The sequence below is a fragment of the Mesorhizobium sp. 2RAF45 genome (assembly GCF_052115225.1).
GTDB lineage: Bacteria > Pseudomonadota > Alphaproteobacteria > Rhizobiales > Rhizobiaceae > Mesorhizobium > Mesorhizobium jarvisii.
This window is the reverse complement of sequence record NZ_JBFRGG010000008.1, coordinates 1-17661: the sequence shown is the minus strand read 5'-3', so window position 1 is coordinate 17661 and position 17661 is coordinate 1. Positions and strand designations below refer to the sequence as shown.

At 63.4% G+C, this 17661-nt stretch carries 15 protein-coding genes; 6 read left to right on the top strand and 9 right to left on the bottom strand.

Going from position 1 to position 17661, the window contains the following annotated elements; all coding sequences use genetic code 11:
* Positions 1-249: 249 nt before the first annotated feature.
* Positions 250-1293, top strand: coding sequence for a DNA polymerase III subunit delta (holA, locus tag AB4Z43_RS20700; RefSeq protein ID WP_019862168.1), 1044 nt, complete (start codon positions 250-252; stop codon positions 1291-1293).
* A 33-nt stretch (positions 1294-1326) separates the two neighbouring features.
* Here holA and AB4Z43_RS20695 read toward each other — a convergent pair whose 3' ends face one another.
* From AB4Z43_RS20695 to mnmE, 6 genes are all read right to left on the bottom strand, one after another.
* Entirely contained in the window at positions 1327-1950 is a 624-nt protein-coding gene (locus tag AB4Z43_RS20695; protein ID WP_027047564.1) for a DUF1326 domain-containing protein, read from the bottom strand.
* A gap of 488 nt (positions 1951-2438) precedes the next feature.
* Positions 2439-3326, bottom strand: coding sequence for a ParB/RepB/Spo0J family partition protein (locus tag AB4Z43_RS20690; RefSeq protein ID WP_441938837.1), 888 nt, complete (start codon positions 3324-3326; stop codon positions 2439-2441).
* A gap of 81 nt (positions 3327-3407) precedes the next feature.
* Positions 3408-4205, bottom strand: a complete 798-nt coding sequence (locus AB4Z43_RS20685; RefSeq protein WP_441938836.1) for a ParA family protein — start codon at positions 4203-4205, stop codon at positions 3408-3410.
* A 55-nt stretch (positions 4206-4260) separates the two neighbouring features.
* On the bottom strand, positions 4261-4893 hold the full coding sequence (gene rsmG / locus AB4Z43_RS20680) for a 16S rRNA (guanine(527)-N(7))-methyltransferase RsmG (RefSeq protein WP_019862173.1): 633 nt from the start codon (positions 4891-4893) through the stop codon (positions 4261-4263).
* Complete coding sequence (mnmG, locus tag AB4Z43_RS20675; protein WP_441938835.1) at positions 4890-6779, bottom strand: tRNA uridine-5-carboxymethylaminomethyl(34) synthesis enzyme MnmG; 1890 nt, start codon at positions 6777-6779, stop codon at positions 4890-4892. Before mnmG ends, rsmG begins: the two co-directional genes overlap by 4 nt.
* A 455-nt stretch (positions 6780-7234) precedes the next feature.
* Positions 7235-8566 (bottom strand): tRNA uridine-5-carboxymethylaminomethyl(34) synthesis GTPase MnmE, encoded by a 1332-nt coding sequence (gene mnmE / locus AB4Z43_RS20670; protein ID WP_441938834.1) that lies wholly within the window; start codon positions 8564-8566, stop codon positions 7235-7237.
* 57 nt (positions 8567-8623) lie between these two features.
* Here mnmE and AB4Z43_RS20665 point away from each other — a divergent pair, with 57 nt between their 5' ends.
* A complete protein-coding gene (locus AB4Z43_RS20665; protein WP_441938833.1) occupies positions 8624-10642 on the top strand; it encodes a thioredoxin domain-containing protein in 2019 nt (672 codons plus the stop codon).
* 293 nt (positions 10643-10935) lie between these two features.
* Here the strand turns inward: AB4Z43_RS20665 and rho are convergent, their stop codons facing one another.
* The 3 genes from rho to hemE all read right to left on the bottom strand — a co-directional run bounded on the left by rho (position 10936) and on the right by hemE (position 13933).
* Positions 10936-12201 carry a transcription termination factor Rho gene (gene rho, locus AB4Z43_RS20660; protein ID WP_019862177.1) on the bottom strand — a complete coding sequence of 422 codons (1266 nt, stop codon included), beginning with the start codon at positions 12199-12201 and terminating at the stop codon, positions 10936-10938.
* Between the two features lie 164 nt (positions 12202-12365).
* The gene (hemJ, locus tag AB4Z43_RS20655; RefSeq protein WP_202361230.1) at positions 12366-12902 is read right to left on the bottom strand and encodes a protoporphyrinogen oxidase HemJ; all 537 of its coding nucleotides are present in this window, start codon (positions 12900-12902) and stop codon (positions 12366-12368) included.
* Positions 12902-13933: a uroporphyrinogen decarboxylase gene (gene hemE, locus AB4Z43_RS20650; RefSeq protein WP_441938832.1), complete on the bottom strand. Its 1032-nt coding sequence runs from the start codon at positions 13931-13933 to the stop codon at positions 12902-12904. Before hemE ends, hemJ begins: the two co-directional genes overlap by 1 nt.
* Before the next feature lie 311 nt (positions 13934-14244).
* Between hemE and AB4Z43_RS20645 the strand changes: the two genes are divergently transcribed.
* The 4 genes from AB4Z43_RS20645 (at position 14245) to coaE (ending at position 17469) form a co-directional block, all read left to right on the top strand.
* Positions 14245-15159 (top strand): pyruvate, water dikinase regulatory protein, encoded by a 915-nt coding sequence (locus tag AB4Z43_RS20645; RefSeq protein ID WP_394811824.1) that lies wholly within the window; start codon positions 14245-14247, stop codon positions 15157-15159.
* A gap of 285 nt (positions 15160-15444) precedes the next feature.
* Entirely contained in the window at positions 15445-16044 is a 600-nt protein-coding gene (locus tag AB4Z43_RS20640) for a Maf-like protein (RefSeq protein WP_441938831.1), read from the top strand.
* The gene (locus AB4Z43_RS20635; RefSeq protein ID WP_441938830.1) at positions 16037-16879 is read left to right on the top strand and encodes a shikimate dehydrogenase; all 843 of its coding nucleotides are present in this window, start codon (positions 16037-16039) and stop codon (positions 16877-16879) included. The genes AB4Z43_RS20640 and AB4Z43_RS20635 overlap by 8 nt, the downstream gene beginning before the upstream one ends.
* Positions 16876-17469 (top strand): dephospho-CoA kinase, encoded by a 594-nt coding sequence (coaE, locus tag AB4Z43_RS20630; RefSeq protein ID WP_038650797.1) that lies wholly within the window; start codon positions 16876-16878, stop codon positions 17467-17469. The genes AB4Z43_RS20635 and coaE overlap by 4 nt, the downstream gene beginning before the upstream one ends.
* Positions 17470-17661 lie beyond the last annotated feature (192 nt).

Here is a 17661-nt window from a genome sequence, read left to right as displayed (position 1 = left end):
TCATCGGACCGGCCGCGCCGGCCGATCCAGCCTCCCCGGCGCCAAGATGAAGATATGTCCGCGAAATTTCTTGTCGATGTTTCACGGCGGCGCGCAATTTGGCGCAAGCTTGGGCAGGGTTTGTCGGAAGATAAGGCGATTGGGCGGCGGACCATCGCGCGGTCTTCCTTCTCCCCTTGTGGGAGAAGGAAAAGAGCGTCGGTGCCGATCGCCATTCACCCCAACCCCACATCATGCTAACCACCCACCATGGCACAGAAGAAAGCTTTCGAGGTCGATTCCTGGCTCGCGCGGCCTGACGCGCGCATCTCCATCGTCCTGCTCTACGGCCCCGATCGCGGCCTCGTCTCCGAGCGTGCTAAAGCCTTTGCCGAAAAGACCGGCCTACCGCTCGACGATCCCTTTTCCGTGGTCCGGCTCGAGGGCTCGGAGGTCGATCGCGACGAGGGCCGGCTGCTGGACGAGGCCCGCACCGTGCCGATGTTTTCCGACCGCCGGCTGCTCTGGGTGCGCAATGCCACCGGCCAGAAGGCGCTGGCCGAGGACGTCAAGGCGCTGACGTCGGAGCCCGCGCGCGATGCCATCATCCTGATCGAGGCCGGCGACCTCAAGAAGGGCGTCGGCTTGCGCGCCGTGGTCGAGGGCGCCGACAACGCCATGGCGCTGCCTTGCTACGCCGACGAGGCCCGCGACATCGACACGGTCATCGACGACGAATTGCGCAAGGCCGGCATGTCGATGACGCTGGAAGCCAGACAAGCGCTGCGCCGCAATCTCGGCGGCGACAGGCTCGCTTCGCGCGGCGAGATCGAAAAGCTCATCCTCTACGCCCATGGCCAGAAGGAGATCGGCCTGGACGATGTCAGGGCGATGTCGGGCGACGTGTCCGGCGCCTCGTTCGACGATGCCGTCGACGCGCTGCTCGAAGGCAAGATCGGCGACTTCGACACCGCCTTCACCCGCCACTGCCAGTCCGGCGGCCCGCCCTTCCTGGTGTTGTCCTCGGCGATGCGCCAGCTGCAGCAGATTCAAATCATGCGCGGCCAGATGGACTCGGCCGGGCGCAATGCCGCATCGGTCGTCGCCGGCGCCCGCCCGCCGGTTTTCTTTTCGCGGCGCAAGCTGGTGGAGAAAGCGCTGGAGCGCTGGAGCAGCGATGCGCTGAGCCGCGCACTGACCCGGCTGCAGACTGCGGTGCTGCAGACCCGCAAACGGCCCGATCTGTCGGAAGCGCTGGCGCGCCAAGCGCTGCTCGGCATTGCGGTGGAAAGCGCCAGGCTGGGGCAGCGTTAGGCGAGCGGTCCTCCCGTACTATGCGGCCAACAGCTACTCGCCGGACCAATTGATTGGGGCGTAATGTCCGTTTTGCCCGGAATTGTCCCAGCTCATGCCATGGTCGCTGAACGTACTGCTTTGCGCCCCCATCGCCATGCCGAGCCAGTCGGGATTGACAGGATGGCCGGTGGCCGCCCACATCTGCCCGTCCTCGCGCATTGTCGGCAGCGGCTCGACCGCCAGCTGCATGACGCCGGCAATCGCCACCGACCGTTTCTTGCCGTCTATGCGGTAGTCTATCGGGACCTTCTTGGCGCCGAGGTTCGTGCCGATCATGGGTGCCAACACCGCCATGGGGCCGCCCGCGGCGCCAGTGAAGATGGCACCCAGCGCCTCTGTCTGCCTGTCATCGGCCCGTTCGTCGATATAGGCCGCGGCCGTCCAATTGCCGTCTGCCATCGGACCCGGCGTGTGAGCAACCAGTGCCACACTGAGCCCATCCAATCGAACGTCGCCGTAATTGCCCGTATCGACATGAAAGACCAGGCCGACGTCGCAAACGCCTTTCGTCGGCCTCGATGTCAGCTGCGCCTTGGTGGACAGCAGGCAAGGACACACGACATCGCAGCTGCAATTTTCGAAGTAGCTTCCGGACAATTGCCAACGGACTGCCATTTGCACCTCCCATGCGTCAGGCGCGTCGGCATATTCTTTTGGCGAGGCGGTGCCATTTCACGACGACTGCAGGAATGGCAAATGGCCCTCGCCGCGACCGGCACGCCAGGGCAATTAATTTAAGCCAGGTCTAATATAAGTTACGCCGTTGCCGGGCACTGTCAAGCATAGTGCTAGACTGGAGCTGCGGTCGGCGATTGGCCGATCTCCCCCCTCGTGGGGGAGATGGCTGGCAAGCCAGAGGGGGGCGCTGGCCCGCCGACCTCTCGATCGATCGTGATGCGAGTTCTCGGCCAGCCGCAGATGACAGAGGCAGCGCTCTACGGCGCCCCCCTCTGCCCTACCGGGCATCTCCCCCAAGAGGGGGGAGATTGATCGCTTCGGCGATTTCGCCAATCACGCCGCAAACAGAAAGGGCTGACCAAACGGCCAGCCCTCTTTTTCTCTGCGTTTAGTCAAGCTTTCGCTTAATACAATTCGCCGGCTAACTACCGTTCCTGCTTCAATCTCCGGCACAGCTCATCCAGCTGCTCCAGCGAGCGATAGGACACCCTCAGCTCGCCGCCCTTGCCCTTGTGATCGATGGCCACGATCATGCCGAGCGTGTCGGTCATCAGCTTTTCCAGTGCCAGCGTGTCGGTATCCTTTTCCTGCGCGGCTTGCGGCTGCTTCGGTTTGGCCGGCGTGGGGCCGGACGGCATCTGCGCCAGCGCTTCGGCTTGGCGCACGGAAAGCCCTTCCTCGACGATGCGCTTGGCAAGGCCGGCCGGATCCTCCGCCGTCACCAGCGTGCGGGCATGGCCGGCCGACAGCGCGCCGTCGACCAGCATGTCGCGGATCACATCCGGCAGCTTCAGCAGCCTGAGCGTGTTGGCGACATGGCTGCGGCTCTTGCCGATGACATTGCCGAGATCGGCCTGGGTGTAGCCGTGATCGTCGATCAGCTGCTGGTAGCCCAGCGCTTCCTCGACGGCGTTGAGGTCGGTGCGCTGGACGTTCTCGATGATCGCCAGCTCGAGCGCGGTGCGGTCGTTGACCTCGCGGATGATGACCGGGATCTCGGTCAGCCCGGCGCGCTGCGCCGCCCGCCAGCGCCGCTCGCCGGCGATGATCTCGTAGCGGCCCGCCTGCGTCGGCGACGGCCGCGCCACCACCGGCTGCACCACGCCATGTTCGCGGATCGACTGGGCAAGATCGGTCAGTTCGGCGTCGCCAAAATGCCGGCGCGGGTTCTTCGGGTTGGGGCTCACGAACTCGATCGGCACCTTGCCGTCGGCGCTCATGCCGGGCTTTTCCGGCGCCGCCGGGCGATCGATCTCGCCGATCAGTGCCGCCAGGCCACGGCCCAGTCTTTTCCTCGAAAGGTCTTCGCTCATGTCAATTCCAGGTCTATCTTGGATAATCGTCTTTGGATCGTTTCGGTATCGAATCGGCTGTTAATTCTGCATCCGATCCAATCAAGCGGCGCGCAATTTACGCTCGCGGCGGATCACTTCCGAGGCCAGTTGCAGATAGGCCTGGCTGCCAGAGCACTTCAAATCGTAAAGGATTGCCGGCTTGCCGTAGGACGGCGCCTCCGACACCCGCACATTGCGCGGAATGATGGTCTCGTAGACCTTGTCGCCCATATGCTGGCGCACATCCTGCACCACCTGGTTGGCCAGGTTGTTGCGGCCGTCATACATGGTCAGCACGATGCCCTGGATGGTGAGGTCCGGATTGATCGACCGGCGCACCTGCTCGACGGTTTCCAGCAATTGGCTGAGACCTTCGAGCGCGAAGAACTCGCATTGCAACGGCACCAGCACCGAATCGGCCGCCGCCATCGAATTCAACGTCAGAAGGTTGAGCGACGGCGGGCAGTCGATCAGCACATAGCCGAAGCCGGCCGAACGCGCCGAGGCGGCACGCAAGGCGTTGCGCAGCCGCAGCACCCGGTCGGGCGCCGATGCGATCTCCATTTCGATGCCGAGCAGGTCGAGCGTCGACGGCACGATCGACAGGCCGGGCACGGCTGTCGGAATGGCCGCGGCTTCCAGTTCCAGCTCGCCGGTCAGCACGTCGTAGGACGAGACCGTGCGGTCCTTGCGGTCGATGCCGAGGCCGGTGCTGGCATTGCCTTGCGGGTCGAGGTCGACGATCAGCACGTTTTCGCCGATCGCGGCCAGAGCGGTGGCCAGATTGATGGCGGTGGTGGTCTTGCCGACACCGCCCTTCTGGTTGGCTACGGTGATGATTCGGGGGCCGTTCTTCATGGGTTTATGCCAGAAATTCATTTTTGGGTCGCCAAATAGCCCGACAAGTCGAAGATCAGACGGGTCGCAGGTTTGACAGTTCCAGGATCACGCCTTGGGGGTCCGTCACACTGGCATGTTCTACCAGATCGAAGGCCCATCGGTTAACGCTTTCTTGCACTTCGGCGCGATAATCCCGGCCTTTGTGGAACAGCCCGCGTGCGCCCGACATCAGCCACGGCGCCGACAGGTCGAGCAGGACCGAAAGCGAGGCCAGAGCCCGCGCCGTGACGATTTGCGGTTGCGAAACAAGCGCATGGCTGTCCTCGATCCGGCGCGCGACAACCCGCGCCGGCAGGTTGAACTGGCCGATCACGGTCTGCAGGAACGAAGCCTTTTTGCGGTTGCTCTCCACCAGATCGATGCTGGCCCCATCGCGCTCGGCGAGCAGGAAAGCCATGACCAGGCCCGGAAATCCACCGCCCGAACCGATATCGACCCAGCGCGCGGCAGTGGGCTCTATGCGCGCCAGTTGCGCGCTGTCGAGGATGTGGCGCTGCCAGACATCGCCCGCGGTCGACTGCGCCACCAGATTGATGCTGCGATTCCATTTCTGGAACATCGCTTCGAACGCCACCAGGCGATCGAATGTTTCACGTGAAACCGGGCCCGCCGCGTCCTGCAGGCTCTTCCAAGAGAAAGAGCTCACGCAACAACCCTTTGATCGCTCTGGGGCCTCTGCACACTCTCATGGTGCCGGACATGTGCGACAATGATCGCCAGCGCCGCCGGCGTCATGCCCTCCATGCGTTGCGCGTCGGCGATGGACCGCGGCCGCCGCGCCTGCATCTTCTGCTTCAATTCGTTGGACAGGCCGGGCACGCCGGCGAAATCCACCGTCTCGGGGATCAGCCGGCTCTCCTCGTGGCGGATCTGCGCGACATCGCTCTTCTGCCGGTCGAGATAGACAGAATATTTCGCTTCCGTTTCGAGACGCTCGGCGGTCTTGGCGTCGATCGCCGCAAATTTCGGCTCGACCCTGGCCAGCCAGGCAACATCCACGTCGGGATAGGCCAGCAGCTCATAAGCCGACCGGCGCACGCCGTCCCGGTTGATCTCCAGCCCATGCCGCGCCGCCTCATTCGGAGTCATCGCCACCGACCTGGCCAATTCGCGCGCCGCGTCGAGCCGCTGCATGACATCACCGTAGCGCTGCATGCGTTGCGCCGAGGCGATCCCCAGCTTTTCGGCGAGCGGCGTCAGCCGCTCATCGGCATTGTCGGCGCGCAGCGACAGCCGGAATTCGGCCCGCGAGGTGAACATGCGGTAGGGTTCGCTGATGCCGCGGCTGGTCAGATCGTCGACCATCACGCCGATATAGGCCTCGGTGCGGCTGAGCACGATCTGTTCGCCGCCCGACCCCCGTCGTGCCGCGTTGAGGCCAGCAAGCAGGCCTTGCCCGGCCGCCTCCTCATAACCGGTCGTGCCGTTGATCTGCCCAGCGAGGAAGAGGCCAGCAACGCGCTTGGTCTCCAGCGTCTGCTGCAGCTCGCGCGGATCGACGTGGTCATATTCAATGGCATAGCCAGGCTGCAGCATGACTGCACGCTCCAGCCCCGGAATGGTCTTGAGGATCTCGAGCTGCACATCCTGCGGCAGCGAGGTCGAAATCCCATTGGGATAGACGGTGTCGTCGTCGAGCCCTTCCGGCTCCAGAAAGATCTGGTGGCCGTCCCGGTCGCCGAACTTGACGATCTTGTCCTCGATCGACGGGCAATAGCGCGGGCCTACGCCTTCAATTGAGCCGGAATACATGGCGGAGCGGCCAAGATTGGCACGGATCAGCTCATGCGTGGCTGATGTCGTGCGGGTGATGCCGCACTCGATCTGCGGTGTCTCGATTCGATCGGTCATCAGCGAGAACGGCACAGGATCGTCATCCGCCGCCTGGCTTTCCAGCGACGCCCAGTCGATGGTCCTTCCGTCCAGCCGTGGCGGTGTGCCGGTCTTCAGGCGGCCGAGCTTGAAGCCGGCGCGGTCCATCGTCGCCGACAGCCCAAGGCTCGCCTGCTCATTCATCCGGCCGGCGACGATCTTCTTCTCGCCAATATGAATAAGGCCGCGCAGGAAGGTGCCTGTCGTCAGCACCACGGCGCCGCAGGCAAGCCTGCGGCCGTCGGAGAGCAGAACAGCGGCGATCCGTCCGTCGTTGATCTCGAAATCCAGCACCTCGCCCTCGACCACGTCGAGATCGTTCTGCTGCCGAATCGCTTCCTGCATGGCAACGCGATAGAGCTTTCTATCCGCCTGTGTGCGCGGGCCGCGCACCGCCGGACCCTTGCGGCGGTTGAGCAGGCGGAACTGGATGCCGGCGGCATCCGCCACCCGGCCCATCAGCCCGTCCATCGCGTCGATCTCGCGGACCAGATGGCCCTTGCCGAGCCCGCCGATCGCGGGATTGCACGACATCACGCCGATTGTGTCGAAGCGCAGCGTCACCAGCGCGGTTTTCGCGCCGGCGCGCGCGGCTGCACTGGCCGCCTCGCACCCCGCATGGCCGCCACCCACCACAACCACATCATAGTGACCGGTCATTTCGAATTTCCTGGACTCAAAAGATTGGGGGACACATGTCCCCGCAGGGGCAAGCTGTCAAGAAAACTTCGCGACAAGTTTCACGTGAAACAGAGGCGATGCCGCGCGGCGACGGTACCGCGCCAATCGGTACGGCTAATCAGTCCTGGAAGGCGCCCGCCCCTCATTGTCCTGCCGGGCATTTCTCCCCGCATAGTAACGGGGAGAAAGTAGCTGGCCGTAACACCAGCACCCTTCTTGGGACGTCGGCGATGGGCGAAACCATTCGTGCGAGCACCCCTCTCCCCGTCACTATACGGGGAGAGGATGCCGGCAGGCAGGTGAGGGGGTAGCGCCACCATCCGCCACTATCTCGCAAATTGCCCCCGCACCTGCTTCATAGGACACGGCATATTCTGGATCGCTGTGTTTCACGTGAGTCACGCAAAGCAATACGCCGCATAGTTTCACGTGAATCATTTCCCGATGCAGAACTGCGAAAAGATCACATCCAACATATCCTCGACATCGATCGCGCCGACAATTCGGCCCAACCTATCCGCCGCCAGCCGCAGCTCCTCGGCCCGCAGTTCCTGGCCGCCGGTGTGCTCATCGATCGCGCGAAGCAAATGGCGATTCGCCACACCGAGCAGTTCAACATGGCGCAGGCGGGACGGCAGGATATCGCCGACGTCGCCAGCCGCGTCCGCCGCGCAACGGCCGATTTCGGCGAGCAGCGCCTCCACACCAGTGCCATTCATAACTGAAATGACGAAGTCGTATCTGCCAGCCGCATCACCCGCCGCCTGCCCATCCAGCAGGTCGAGCTTGGTGCCGACGCGCAACAGAGGTGCCGTAGACTCGACCGCGCCGATGGCCCTGGGAGCCAAAATGTCCTCCAGCAGCAGCAAGAGATCGGCACGATCGGCCTTGGCCCGCGCCTTCTCGATGCCGATCGCCTCGACCTTGCCCGGTGCGTCGCGCAAGCCGGCCGTATCCGTCAGCCTGACGCGAAGGCCGCCGAGATCCAGCGTTACCTCGAGCAGGTCGCGGGTCGTACCGGGCTCATCCGTTACAATAGCTGCATCGCGCCTCGCCAAGGCGTTGAACAGACTCGACTTGCCGGCATTCGGCGCGCCCAGAATCACCACCTCAAAACCGTCGCGAATGATTTCGGCAGCGTGAAATCCGGCGATGTGGCGATCGATTTCACCGATCATCACCCGGACATCCGACCAGACCGTATCCGAAACGGATCCCGGCACGTCGTCTTCGTCAGCAAAATCGATCTCGGCCTCGATCATGGCCCGTGCGTGGATCAGCCGGCGGCGCCAACTCATATACAGATCGCTCTGGACACCCTCGGCATTCTGGACCGCGAAACGTCGCTGCGCCTCGGTCTCGGCATTGACCAGGTCCGCCAGCGCCTCAGTCTCGACGAGGTCGACCTTGCCGTTAAGAAAGGCGCGACGGGTGAATTCGCCGGGTTCGGCATGCCTGACGCCGTCAAAGTCGGCGATGATCTCCAACATCCGCGCCACGACGGCGCGCCCACCATGGACATGAAATTCCGCGACGTCCTCCCCAGTAAAGCTCGCCGGACCGGGAAAGAAGATGACCAACCCGCTGTCGAGGACGGTTCCATCCGGCGCTCTGAACCTGCGCAGAACCGCCGCCCGGTCCTTAACCATGCCACCGACAATCGTTTCGACTACGAATCGAGTCTGCGGACCGGAGATACGCAGCACGGCGACACCGGCCGGAAGCCGACCGCTCGACAGCGCAACGATCGAATCGCCTGAAATCATTTGCCCGCTCTGTTGAACCGCCCTAGCCTCGCGCCTTCAAACAACCCGAGTGCCCATGTGACATTGCCCGCGCAAAACCTGCTTGCCGAAGAGGCCAGCCCCTATCTGCAGCAGCACAGCGCCAATCCCGTCCATTGGCGGGCCTGGTCGCCGGCATCGCTCGAAGAAGCAAGGACGCTCGATCGCCCGATCCTGCTCTCCGTCGGCTATGCCGCCTGCCACTGGTGCCATGTCATGGCGCATGAAAGCTTCGAGAATGACGGCGTCGCCGCCGTCATGAACCGTCTGTTCGTCAATATCAAGGTCGACCGCGAGGAGCGTCCCGACATCGACCAGATCTACATGGCCGCGCTGTCCTCGATGGGCGAGCAAGGCGGCTGGCCGCTGACCATGTTCCTGACGCCGGAAGGCAAGCCATTCTGGGGCGGCACCTATTTTCCGCGCGAGGCGCGCTATGGCCGCCCGGGCTTCATCCAGGTCATGGAAGCGGTCGACAAGGCCTGGCGCGAGAAGCGCGACAGCCTGCACCAGAGCGCCGACGGGCTGACCTCCCATGTCGAGGCGCGGCTTTCCGGCACGCATGGCAAGCAGAGCCTCGACCGCGGCACGCTCACCGACTTCGCCGGCCGCATCGCCGGCATGATCGACCGCGAGCTTGGCGGCCTGCGCGGCGCGCCGAAATTCCCCAACGCGCCATTCATGCTCACCCTGTGGCTGTCCTGGCTGCGCGATGGCAACGCCGCGCATCGCGATGACGTGCTGGTCAGCCTGGAACGGATGCTGGCCGGCGGCATCTATGACCATATTGGTGGCGGGCTCAGCCGCTACTCCACCGATGCCGAATGGCTGGTGCCGCATTTCGAAAAGATGCTCTACGACAATGCGGAGCTGATCCGCTTCTGCAACTGGGCGTTTTCGGCAAGCGGCAATGATTTGTTCCGGATACGAATCGAAGAGACCGTCGATTGGCTGCTGCGCGAAATGCGCGTCGAAGGCGGCGCCTTCGCCGCCAGTCTCGATGCCGACAGCGATGGCGAGGAAGGGCTGTTCTACACCTGGAGCCGGGAAGAGATCGAAGCCGTCCTCGGCGACGATTCAGCCTTGTTTTTCAAGTACTTCACCCTCTCCAGCCCGGATGGCTGGGAAGGCAAGCCGGTCGTCCACCATTCCAGCGCCCAGCAAGCCCAAAGCGTCGCCGATCGCGAAAACCTCATTCCGCTCAAAGCGAGGCTTCTCGCCGTGCGGGAGGAACGCGTCCCGCCAGGCCTAGATGCCAAGACCCTCACGGACTGGAACGGCCTGATGATTGCGGCACTCGCCGAGGCCGGTCGCTCGCTGGGCCGGCCCGACTGGATCGAGGCCGCGGCCAAGGCCTTTGCCCATATCTCCGGCGCCAGCCGCGACGGCCGCTTGCCGCATTCCATGCTCGGCGCCAGGAAACTGTTTCCCGCTCTGTCGAGCGACTATGCCGCCATGGCCAATGCGGCGATTTCGCTGTTCGAGGCGTCTGGCGATTGGAGCTACATCGACCGGGCGAAACAGTTCATCGAGCAGCTCGACCATTGGCATGCCGACGAAGCCGGCACAGGTTACTATCTGACCGCCTCGGACAGCACCGACGTGCCGATCCGCATCAGGGGCGATGTCGACGAGGCGATTTCGTCAGCCACCAGTCAAATCATCGCGGCACTTGTGCGGCTCGCCTCCGTGACCGGCGATCTCGATCTCGGGGAAAAAGCCTGGAAGATCGCAGAGCACGCCGCCGGCCGCGCAGCGCAACAGGCCTATGGCCAGGCCGGCATCGTCAATGCCTGCACGCTTGCCATCGAGCCGTTGAAACTGGTCATCGTCGATGATCTGGAAGATCCAAAGCTCGTTCCGGTCGCGAATCGATGCCCCGACCCGCGCCGCGTCGACATCATTGCCGCGATTGGTTCGGAAACGAATCGACCCTTGCTGCCGGGCGGGATTCTGCCGCCGACCGACAGGCCGGGTGCCTGGCTTTGTACAGGGCAGGTTTGTTTGCCGGTGGTGACAGGTGCTGAGGAGTTGGACCGGTTGTTGAGCCGTCGATAGGCGGAGCCGGAGACCTAGCTGACTGCCTGCCGGCATCCTCTCCCCGTAAACGGGGCGAGGGACGCTGTTGTCGCTGCTTTCGCCAATTGTCAGCGTTCCGGAGGAAGGCGCCGGCGCTGGTTCCAGCCTCTCTCTCCCCGTTTACAGGGAGAAATGCCCGGCAGGGCAATAAGGGGCGGCGCCGACTTATGCGATTTGCCGCGAGGCCCGCCGACCTAACCCAGCAAAGAAAAACCCCATCCCAGTTTCCTGGAATGGGGCTCGATACAGGTCCGGAAGCTTCGGACCGGCCCTTACGTATTCATCGAATCGAAGAAATCCGCATTGGTCTTGGTCTGCTTCAGCTTGTCGATGAGGAACTCGATCGCGTCGGTGGTTCCCATCGGCGCCAGGATGCGGCGCAGCACGAAGATCTTCTGCAGGTCCTGACGCGGCACCAGCAGGTCTTCCTTGCGGGTACCGGACTTCAGGATGTCCATGGCCGGATAGATGCGCTTGTCGGCGACCTTGCGGTCGAGCACGATTTCCGAATTGCCGGTGCCCTTGAACTCTTCGAAGATGACTTCGTCCATGCGGCTGCCGGTATCGATCAGCGCGGTGGCGATGATGGTCAGCGAACCGCCTTCCTCGATGTTACGCGCGGCGCCGAAGAAGCGCTTCGGGCGCTGCAGCGCGTTGGCGTCGACACCGCCGGTCAGCACCTTGCCGGATGACGGCACGACGGTGTTGTAGGCGCGACCGAGGCGGGTAATGGAATCGAGCAGGATGACGACGTCGCGGCCATGTTCGACCAGGCGCTTGGCCTTTTCGATCACCATTTCGGCGACCTGGACGTGGCGCACCGCCGGTTCGTCGAAGGTCGAGGAGACGACCTCGCCCTTCACCGAGCGCTGCATGTCGGTCACTTCTTCCGGCCGCTCGTCGATCAGAAGCACGATCAGATAGCATTCCGGGTGATTGGTGGTGATGGAATGGGCGATGTTCTGCAGCAGCACCGTCTTGCCGGTGCGCGGCTGCGCGACGATCAAAGCGCGCTGGCCCTTGCCGAGCGGCGCCACCAGGTCGATGACGCGCGGCGAGATGTCCTTGGAGGTCGGAACCTCCATTTCCATCTTCAGCCGCGAGGTCGGATAGAGCGGCGTCAGATTGTCGAAGTGGATCTTGTGGCGGATCTTTTCGGGATCGTCGAAATTGATGGTGTTGACCTTGAGCAGCGCGAAATAGCGCTCGCCCTCTTTCGGGCTGCGGATCGGTCCTTCGACCGTATCGCCGGTCTTCAGCGAAAAGCGCCGGATCTGCGACGGCGAGATGTAGATGTCGTCGGGACCTGGCAGATAGTTGGCGTTGGCCGAGCGCAGGAAGCCGAACCCGTCCTGAAGCACTTCGACCACGCCGTCGCCGATAATCTCGACGTCCTGGGCGGCCAGCTTCTTCAGGATCGCGAACATCAGCTCCTGCTTGCGCATGACGCTGGCGTTCTCGACCTCGAGCGATTCGGCATAAGCGATCAGCTCTGGCGGTTTCTTGTTCTTGAATTCGGTAAGTTTCATTTCTTGCATAGACGGACTCTGGGTGAGCTTTGGGAGAAAAATATCGGCGGGATGCGACAAATGCCGGGCGCGGCCGAAAACAATGAGGGGCGGCGCATGACGGGAAGGAAGACCCGTCTTTTATCGTCGGTCGGATGAAAGAGCAAGCCGCGTTTTAAACGGCCTGATCGGCCTCAGAACGGCTTGACGACAACCAGGATCACGATGGCGATCATCAGAAATGTGGGGATCTCGTTGACGATCCGCCAGTGCCTCGCCGCTTTTTCGTTGCGATCCTCGGCGAATTTGCGCACCGCGCCGGCCAGATAGCCGTGAACGGCGGACATTAACAACACCAAACCGATCTTGGCGTGCAGCCAGCCGCCCTGGAATCCAAAGACTTTCCAGGCAAGCCAAAGGCCGAACACCCAGGTGACGATCATCGCCGGATTGATGATGCCGCGCAGCAGGCGCCGCTCCATCACCTTGAAGGTCTCCGACTGCACCGAGCCCTTCTCGGCATCGACGTGGTAGACGAACAGCCGCGGCAGATAGAGCATGCCGGCCATCCACGAAATGACGGCAACGATATGGATCGCCTTTGCCCAGGGATAGAAACTTTCGGGCGCGACGAAAAACAGAAGCGCCGTCAGCACGATCAGCACAGCGATGCTGACGACCATACGCATCATCGCCTGTCCGGTGCTGTTGGTGTTGTTCATCTCAGCCATCAGCGTGTCGCGCTCCTCACCTGCTTCACCATCGCCTCGACATGCGCGATCGGTGTCTCCGGCGTGATGCCGTGGCCGAGATTGAAGATCAGCGGCCCGTCTCCCAGCGCCTTCAGGATCGCCTCGACGCCATCAGACAGCGCCTTGCCGCCGGCCACGAGCCTCAAGGGATCGAGATTGCCCTGGACCGCACCCGAACGCTGCAGATCCTTCGCCGCCGCTAGCGGCACCGTCCAGTCGATCCCCAGCCCCGTCACACCGGTCTTCTGGCGATAGGTCCGGTAGCGCGCGCCGGCGCCCTTGGGAAATCCGATGATCGGCACATCGGGATGAACGGCGCGAACCTGGCGGACCATCTCGGCCACCGGCCAAACGCAAAACTGGTCGAACGTCGCATCGTCGAGCACGCCGGACCAGGAATCGAAAATCTGCACCACATCCGCACCGGCTTCGATCTGCCGGATCAGATAGGCCGCCGACTGGTCGGCAAGCACCGTCAGGAGATGTTGAAACGCCGCCGGCTCGCGATAGGCAAACAGCCGTGCCGGCGCCTGATCGGGCGTTCCATGGCCGGCGATCATATAGGTCGCCACCGTCCAGGGCGCGCCGCAGAAGCCGATCAGCGTGGTCTCGTCAGGCAGTTTTGCCCGCAACCGGCGAACCGTCTCGTAGACCGGTTCGAGATTCACGTGAAACACATCGCTTTCCAGAGCCATGATCTCGGCCACGGAGATCGGCGTCAAAAGCGGGCCTCTTCCCTCTTCGAAGCGAACGTCGCGGCCGAGCGCATGCGGAACGACAAGGATGTCGGAGAACAGGATCGAGGCGTCGAAGCCGAAGCGCTCTATCGGCTGCAAGGTCACTTCCACCGCAAGGTCGGGATCGTAGCAGAGATCGAGGAACGAACCTGCGCGCCTGCGTGTTTCACGATATTCCGGCAGATAGCGTCCGGCCTGACGCATCATCCAGAGCGGAGGCGGAAAGTGCGCCTTGCCCTTCAGGACGTCCAGCATGATCCGGCTTTTGGGCATTGAGCGCTTACCCTCTCCCAGCCTTCCTATAATCAAAGATTCTTATATCTAAGATTCTTCTGATTCTAAGAGTCTGTTGGTTGTGGTGGTTGTCACCTGTCCCGCTTCGCCAGCCAAAAAGCCAGCAAGCATATTGTCGCGCGCTTCCCTCTCCCGACTTAAGGGTTCTGGGGATCATCCGGAAACCATCATCGGAGTCAAAGCTTTAGCAAACCGAGGAAGAATCCCGCCCTGTGGACGGCTGAAAGGCAAAGGCGGCCGTCCCCAGACTTGTCCCCAGCCGCCCGACCAAGCTGACAGCACAGCGAATTGTGGACAAACTGCCATCTGATACAGTCGCCTCCGACCGGCGCCTCTTTCTGTCCCGCTTTATCCACATCCGCCCACAGCCCCAGGTGATCCCTGTGAACAAACCCCAGAGCTTCTTTCACCTGCACCTGATTTCCGACGCGACCGGCGAAACGCTGCTCGCCGCCGGGCGGGCGGCTTCGGCGCAATACAAGGATGCACGGGCGATCGAGCACATCTACCCGCTCATCCGTACCGAAAAGCAGGTGGCCAAGGTGTTCGAGGACATAGAGGAGGAGCCGGGCATCATCCTCTATACGGTCGTCGACCAGAAGCTGGCGCGCGGCATTGACGAGCGCTGCGCCACAATGGGCCTGCCCTGCGTGTCGGTGCTGGAGCCGGTGCTCACCGTCTTCCAGTCCTATCTCGGCACGCCGGCCGGCCGCCGTGTCGGCGCCCAGCACGTTCTCGACGCCGAATATTTCCGCCGCATCGATGCGCTGAACTTCACCATGGACCATGATGACGGCCAGCTGCCGGCGAATATGGACGATGCCGATGTCGTGCTGATCGGCATTTCGCGGACGTCGAAGACGCCGACCAGCATCTATCTCGCCAATCGCGGCATCAAGACCGCCAACATCCCGATCGTGCTCGGCGTGCCGGTGCCCGAAAGCCTGGTCAGCGCCTCCAAGCCGCTGATCGTCGGGCTGATCGCCACCGCCGAGCGCATCTCGCATGTCCGCCAGAACCGCATCCTCGGCAACAGCAGTTCCTATGTGCCGACCGACTATGTCGACCGCGCCGCCATCAACGAGGAGCTCGCCTATGCCCGCCAGATCTGCACGCGCCATGGCTGGCCGATGATCGACGTCAGCCGCCGCTCGATCGAGGAAACGGCGGCGGCGATCGTTGCCCTGCGGGGGAAGAACAGATAATTGAACGAGGAGTGCGTTTTCCGAGACTTCTTAGCGGAAACTCGGCGCCGCCCCTCACCTGCCTGCCGGCATCCTCTCCCCGTATAGCGACGGGGAGAGGGGCGCTGTCGTAGAAGGTTTCGCCAATCACCAGCGTAGCCGAAGAAGAGCGCCTGCGCTGAAGCTGCCCCTTTCTCCCCGTCTCTATACGGAGAGAAATGTCCGGCAGGACAATGAGGGGCGGCGCCAACGTTGCAGATTGAAGCTCATATCCCAACCGCGCCTGTACCTGCGCCTGAGTGAAAAATGACCGAAAAAATCATCCTCGCCTCCGGCAGTCCGTTCCGCAAGGCAATGCTTCTCAATGCCGGGCTCGATGTCGAGGCCGTGCCGGCCGATGTCGACGAGCGCGCGCTCGAGGCGCCGTTGCAGGATAGCGGCGTTTCGCCCGAGGATGTCGCCCTGGTTCTGGCCGAGGCCAAGGCCACCGAGGTCAGCGAACGCCGGCCCGGCGCGCTGGTGCTCGGCTGCGACCAGACTTTGTCTTTGGCTGACGAAGTGTTCCACAAGCCGGCCGACATGGAAGGCGCGCGCCGCCATCTCCTGGCGTTGTCGGGCAAGACCCACCAGCTCAACAGCGCCGCCGTTCTGGTGCGCGACGGCAAGGTGCTATGGCGCCATGTCGGCATCGCCGGCATGACCATGCGCAAGCTCGACCCCGGCTTCATCGGCCGCCATCTCGCCCGTGTCGGCGCCAGGGCGCTGGCCAGCGTCGGCGCCTACCAGGTCGAGGGCGAAGGCATCCAGCTCTTCGAGAAGATCGAGGGCGATCATTTTACGATTGTCGGCCTGCCGCTTTTGCCGCTGCTGGCCGAACTGCGCACGCTGGGGGCCATCGATGGCTGAGGCAACGAAGAAGGCTTTTGTCACCGGCCATCCGATCAAGCACTCGCGCTCGCCGAAGATCCACGGCCACTGGCTGGCAAAGCACGACATCGACGGCAGTTATGAGGCGATCGACGTGGCGCCGCAGGATTTTGCCGAATTCATCGCGGCTTTGCAGGCAAACGGGTTTCGCGGCGGCAATGTCACCATTCCGCACAAGGAAGCCGCTTTCGCTCTTGTCCACCGCCGCGACCAGGCGGCCGAGGAGATCGGCGCCGTCAACACGCTGTGGTTCGAGGACGGTCTCCTGTGGGGCGGCAACACCGACGGCCACGGCTTTGCCGCCAACCTCGATGATTACGCGCCGGGCTGGGCGAACACCGGCCCCGCGGTCGTGCTCGGCGCCGGCGGCGCGTCCCGCGCCGTCATCCAGGCGCTGAAGCAGCGTGGCGTCGGCGATATCAGAATCGTCAACCGCACGCTCGCCCGGGCGCAGGAATTGCGGGATCGTTTCGGCGCCGGCGTTTCGGCGCATGGCACGGCGGAGACCCACGAATTGCTGGCCGACGCCGGCCTGCTGGTCAACACCACGGCACTTGGCATGGTCGGCAATGAAGGCCTCGCCGCCGATCCGGCCTTGCTGCCGGACCACGCCATCGTCACCGACCTTGTCTATGTGCCGCTCGAAACCCCCCTGCTCGCCGCCGCGCGCGCCAGGGGGCTGAAGACGGTCGACGGCCTCGGCATGCTGCTCAACCAGGCCGTGCCCGGCTTCGAACATTGGTTCGGCATCAGGCCGCAGGTCACGGCGGAGCTTCGCGCACTCATCGTTGCCGATCTGGTGCCGAAACCATGATCGTGCTCGGCCTCACCGGCTCGATCGGCATGGGCAAGTCGACGACGGCGAAAATGTTCGCCGAGGCGGGCGTGCCGGTCCATGATTCCGACGAGGCGGTGCATCGCCTCTATTCCGGTGCGGCGGCGCCTTTGGTCGAGGCCGCTTTTCCCGGAACGGTTGTCGATGGTGTGGTCGATCGCGCAAAACTTGGCGCGCGCGTGCTTGGCGATGCCGCCGCGCTGAAGCGGCTGGAAGCGATCATCCATCCGCTGGTGCGCGCCGATGCCGACGCCTTCCTGGCCATGCATCGTAACGCCGGCGAATCGATCGCCGTGCTCGATATTCCGCTGCTCTTCGAAACCGGCGGCCGTGGCCGCGTCGACAAGGTCGTCGTCGTCACGGCGCCCACCGAAATCCAGCGCCAGCGCGTGCTGGCCCGGCCGGGCATGACGGAAGAAAAACTGGCGGCGATCCTGGCCAAGCAGGTGCCGGATGCGGAGAAGCGCAGGCTGGCGGATTTCGTCATCGACACCGGCCAAGGATTGGAGGCGGCTCGTGCCGCCGTTGCGGCCATTATCGCCGAGCTCTCCGGGGGGTCTGGTCGCTGACGCTTTCCTTCTCCCCTTGTGGGAGAAGGTGTCGCCGAAGGCGACGGATGAGGGGTGTTCCAGGGAACGCCAACGTCTCACTCCGCTGGAACACCCCTTGTATCTGCACGGAGGAGACTTTGTGCGATGGAAGCGACTGAGCCTCGAACCGGACGGCCATCCGATTCGAGGCTTGGCGAAGTCGCCCGACAC

Excerpts from the sequence above, each read along its gene's own strand:
- holA (WP_019862168.1), top strand. The coding sequence starts at position 250 with ATGGCACAGAAGAAAGCTTTCGAGGTCGATTCCTGGCTCGCGCGGCCT.
- mnmG (WP_441938835.1), bottom strand. The coding sequence starts at position 6,779 with ATGACCGGTCACTATGATGTGGTTGTGGTGGGTGGCGGCCATGCGGGG.
- AB4Z43_RS20695 (WP_027047564.1), bottom strand. The coding sequence starts at position 1,950 with ATGGCAGTCCGTTGGCAATTGTCCGGAAGCTACTTCGAAAATTGCAGC.
- AB4Z43_RS20690 (WP_441938837.1), bottom strand. The coding sequence starts at position 3,326 with ATGAGCGAAGACCTTTCGAGGAAAAGACTGGGCCGTGGCCTGGCGGCA.
- hemE (WP_441938832.1), bottom strand. The coding sequence starts at position 13,933 with ATGCCCAAAAGCCGGATCATGCTGGACGTCCTGAAGGGCAAGGCGCAC.
- coaE (WP_038650797.1), top strand. The coding sequence starts at position 16,876 with ATGATCGTGCTCGGCCTCACCGGCTCGATCGGCATGGGCAAGTCGACG.
- AB4Z43_RS20635 (WP_441938830.1), top strand. The coding sequence starts at position 16,037 with ATGGCTGAGGCAACGAAGAAGGCTTTTGTCACCGGCCATCCGATCAAG.
- AB4Z43_RS20685 (WP_441938836.1), bottom strand. The coding sequence starts at position 4,205 with ATGAAGAACGGCCCCCGAATCATCACCGTAGCCAACCAGAAGGGCGGT.
- AB4Z43_RS20640 (WP_441938831.1), top strand. The coding sequence starts at position 15,445 with ATGACCGAAAAAATCATCCTCGCCTCCGGCAGTCCGTTCCGCAAGGCA.
- mnmE (WP_441938834.1), bottom strand. The coding sequence starts at position 8,566 with ATGATTTCAGGCGATTCGATCGTTGCGCTGTCGAGCGGTCGGCTTCCG.
- rho (WP_019862177.1), bottom strand. The coding sequence starts at position 12,201 with ATGCAAGAAATGAAACTTACCGAATTCAAGAACAAGAAACCGCCAGAG.
- hemJ (WP_202361230.1), bottom strand. The coding sequence starts at position 12,902 with ATGGCTGAGATGAACAACACCAACAGCACCGGACAGGCGATGATGCGT.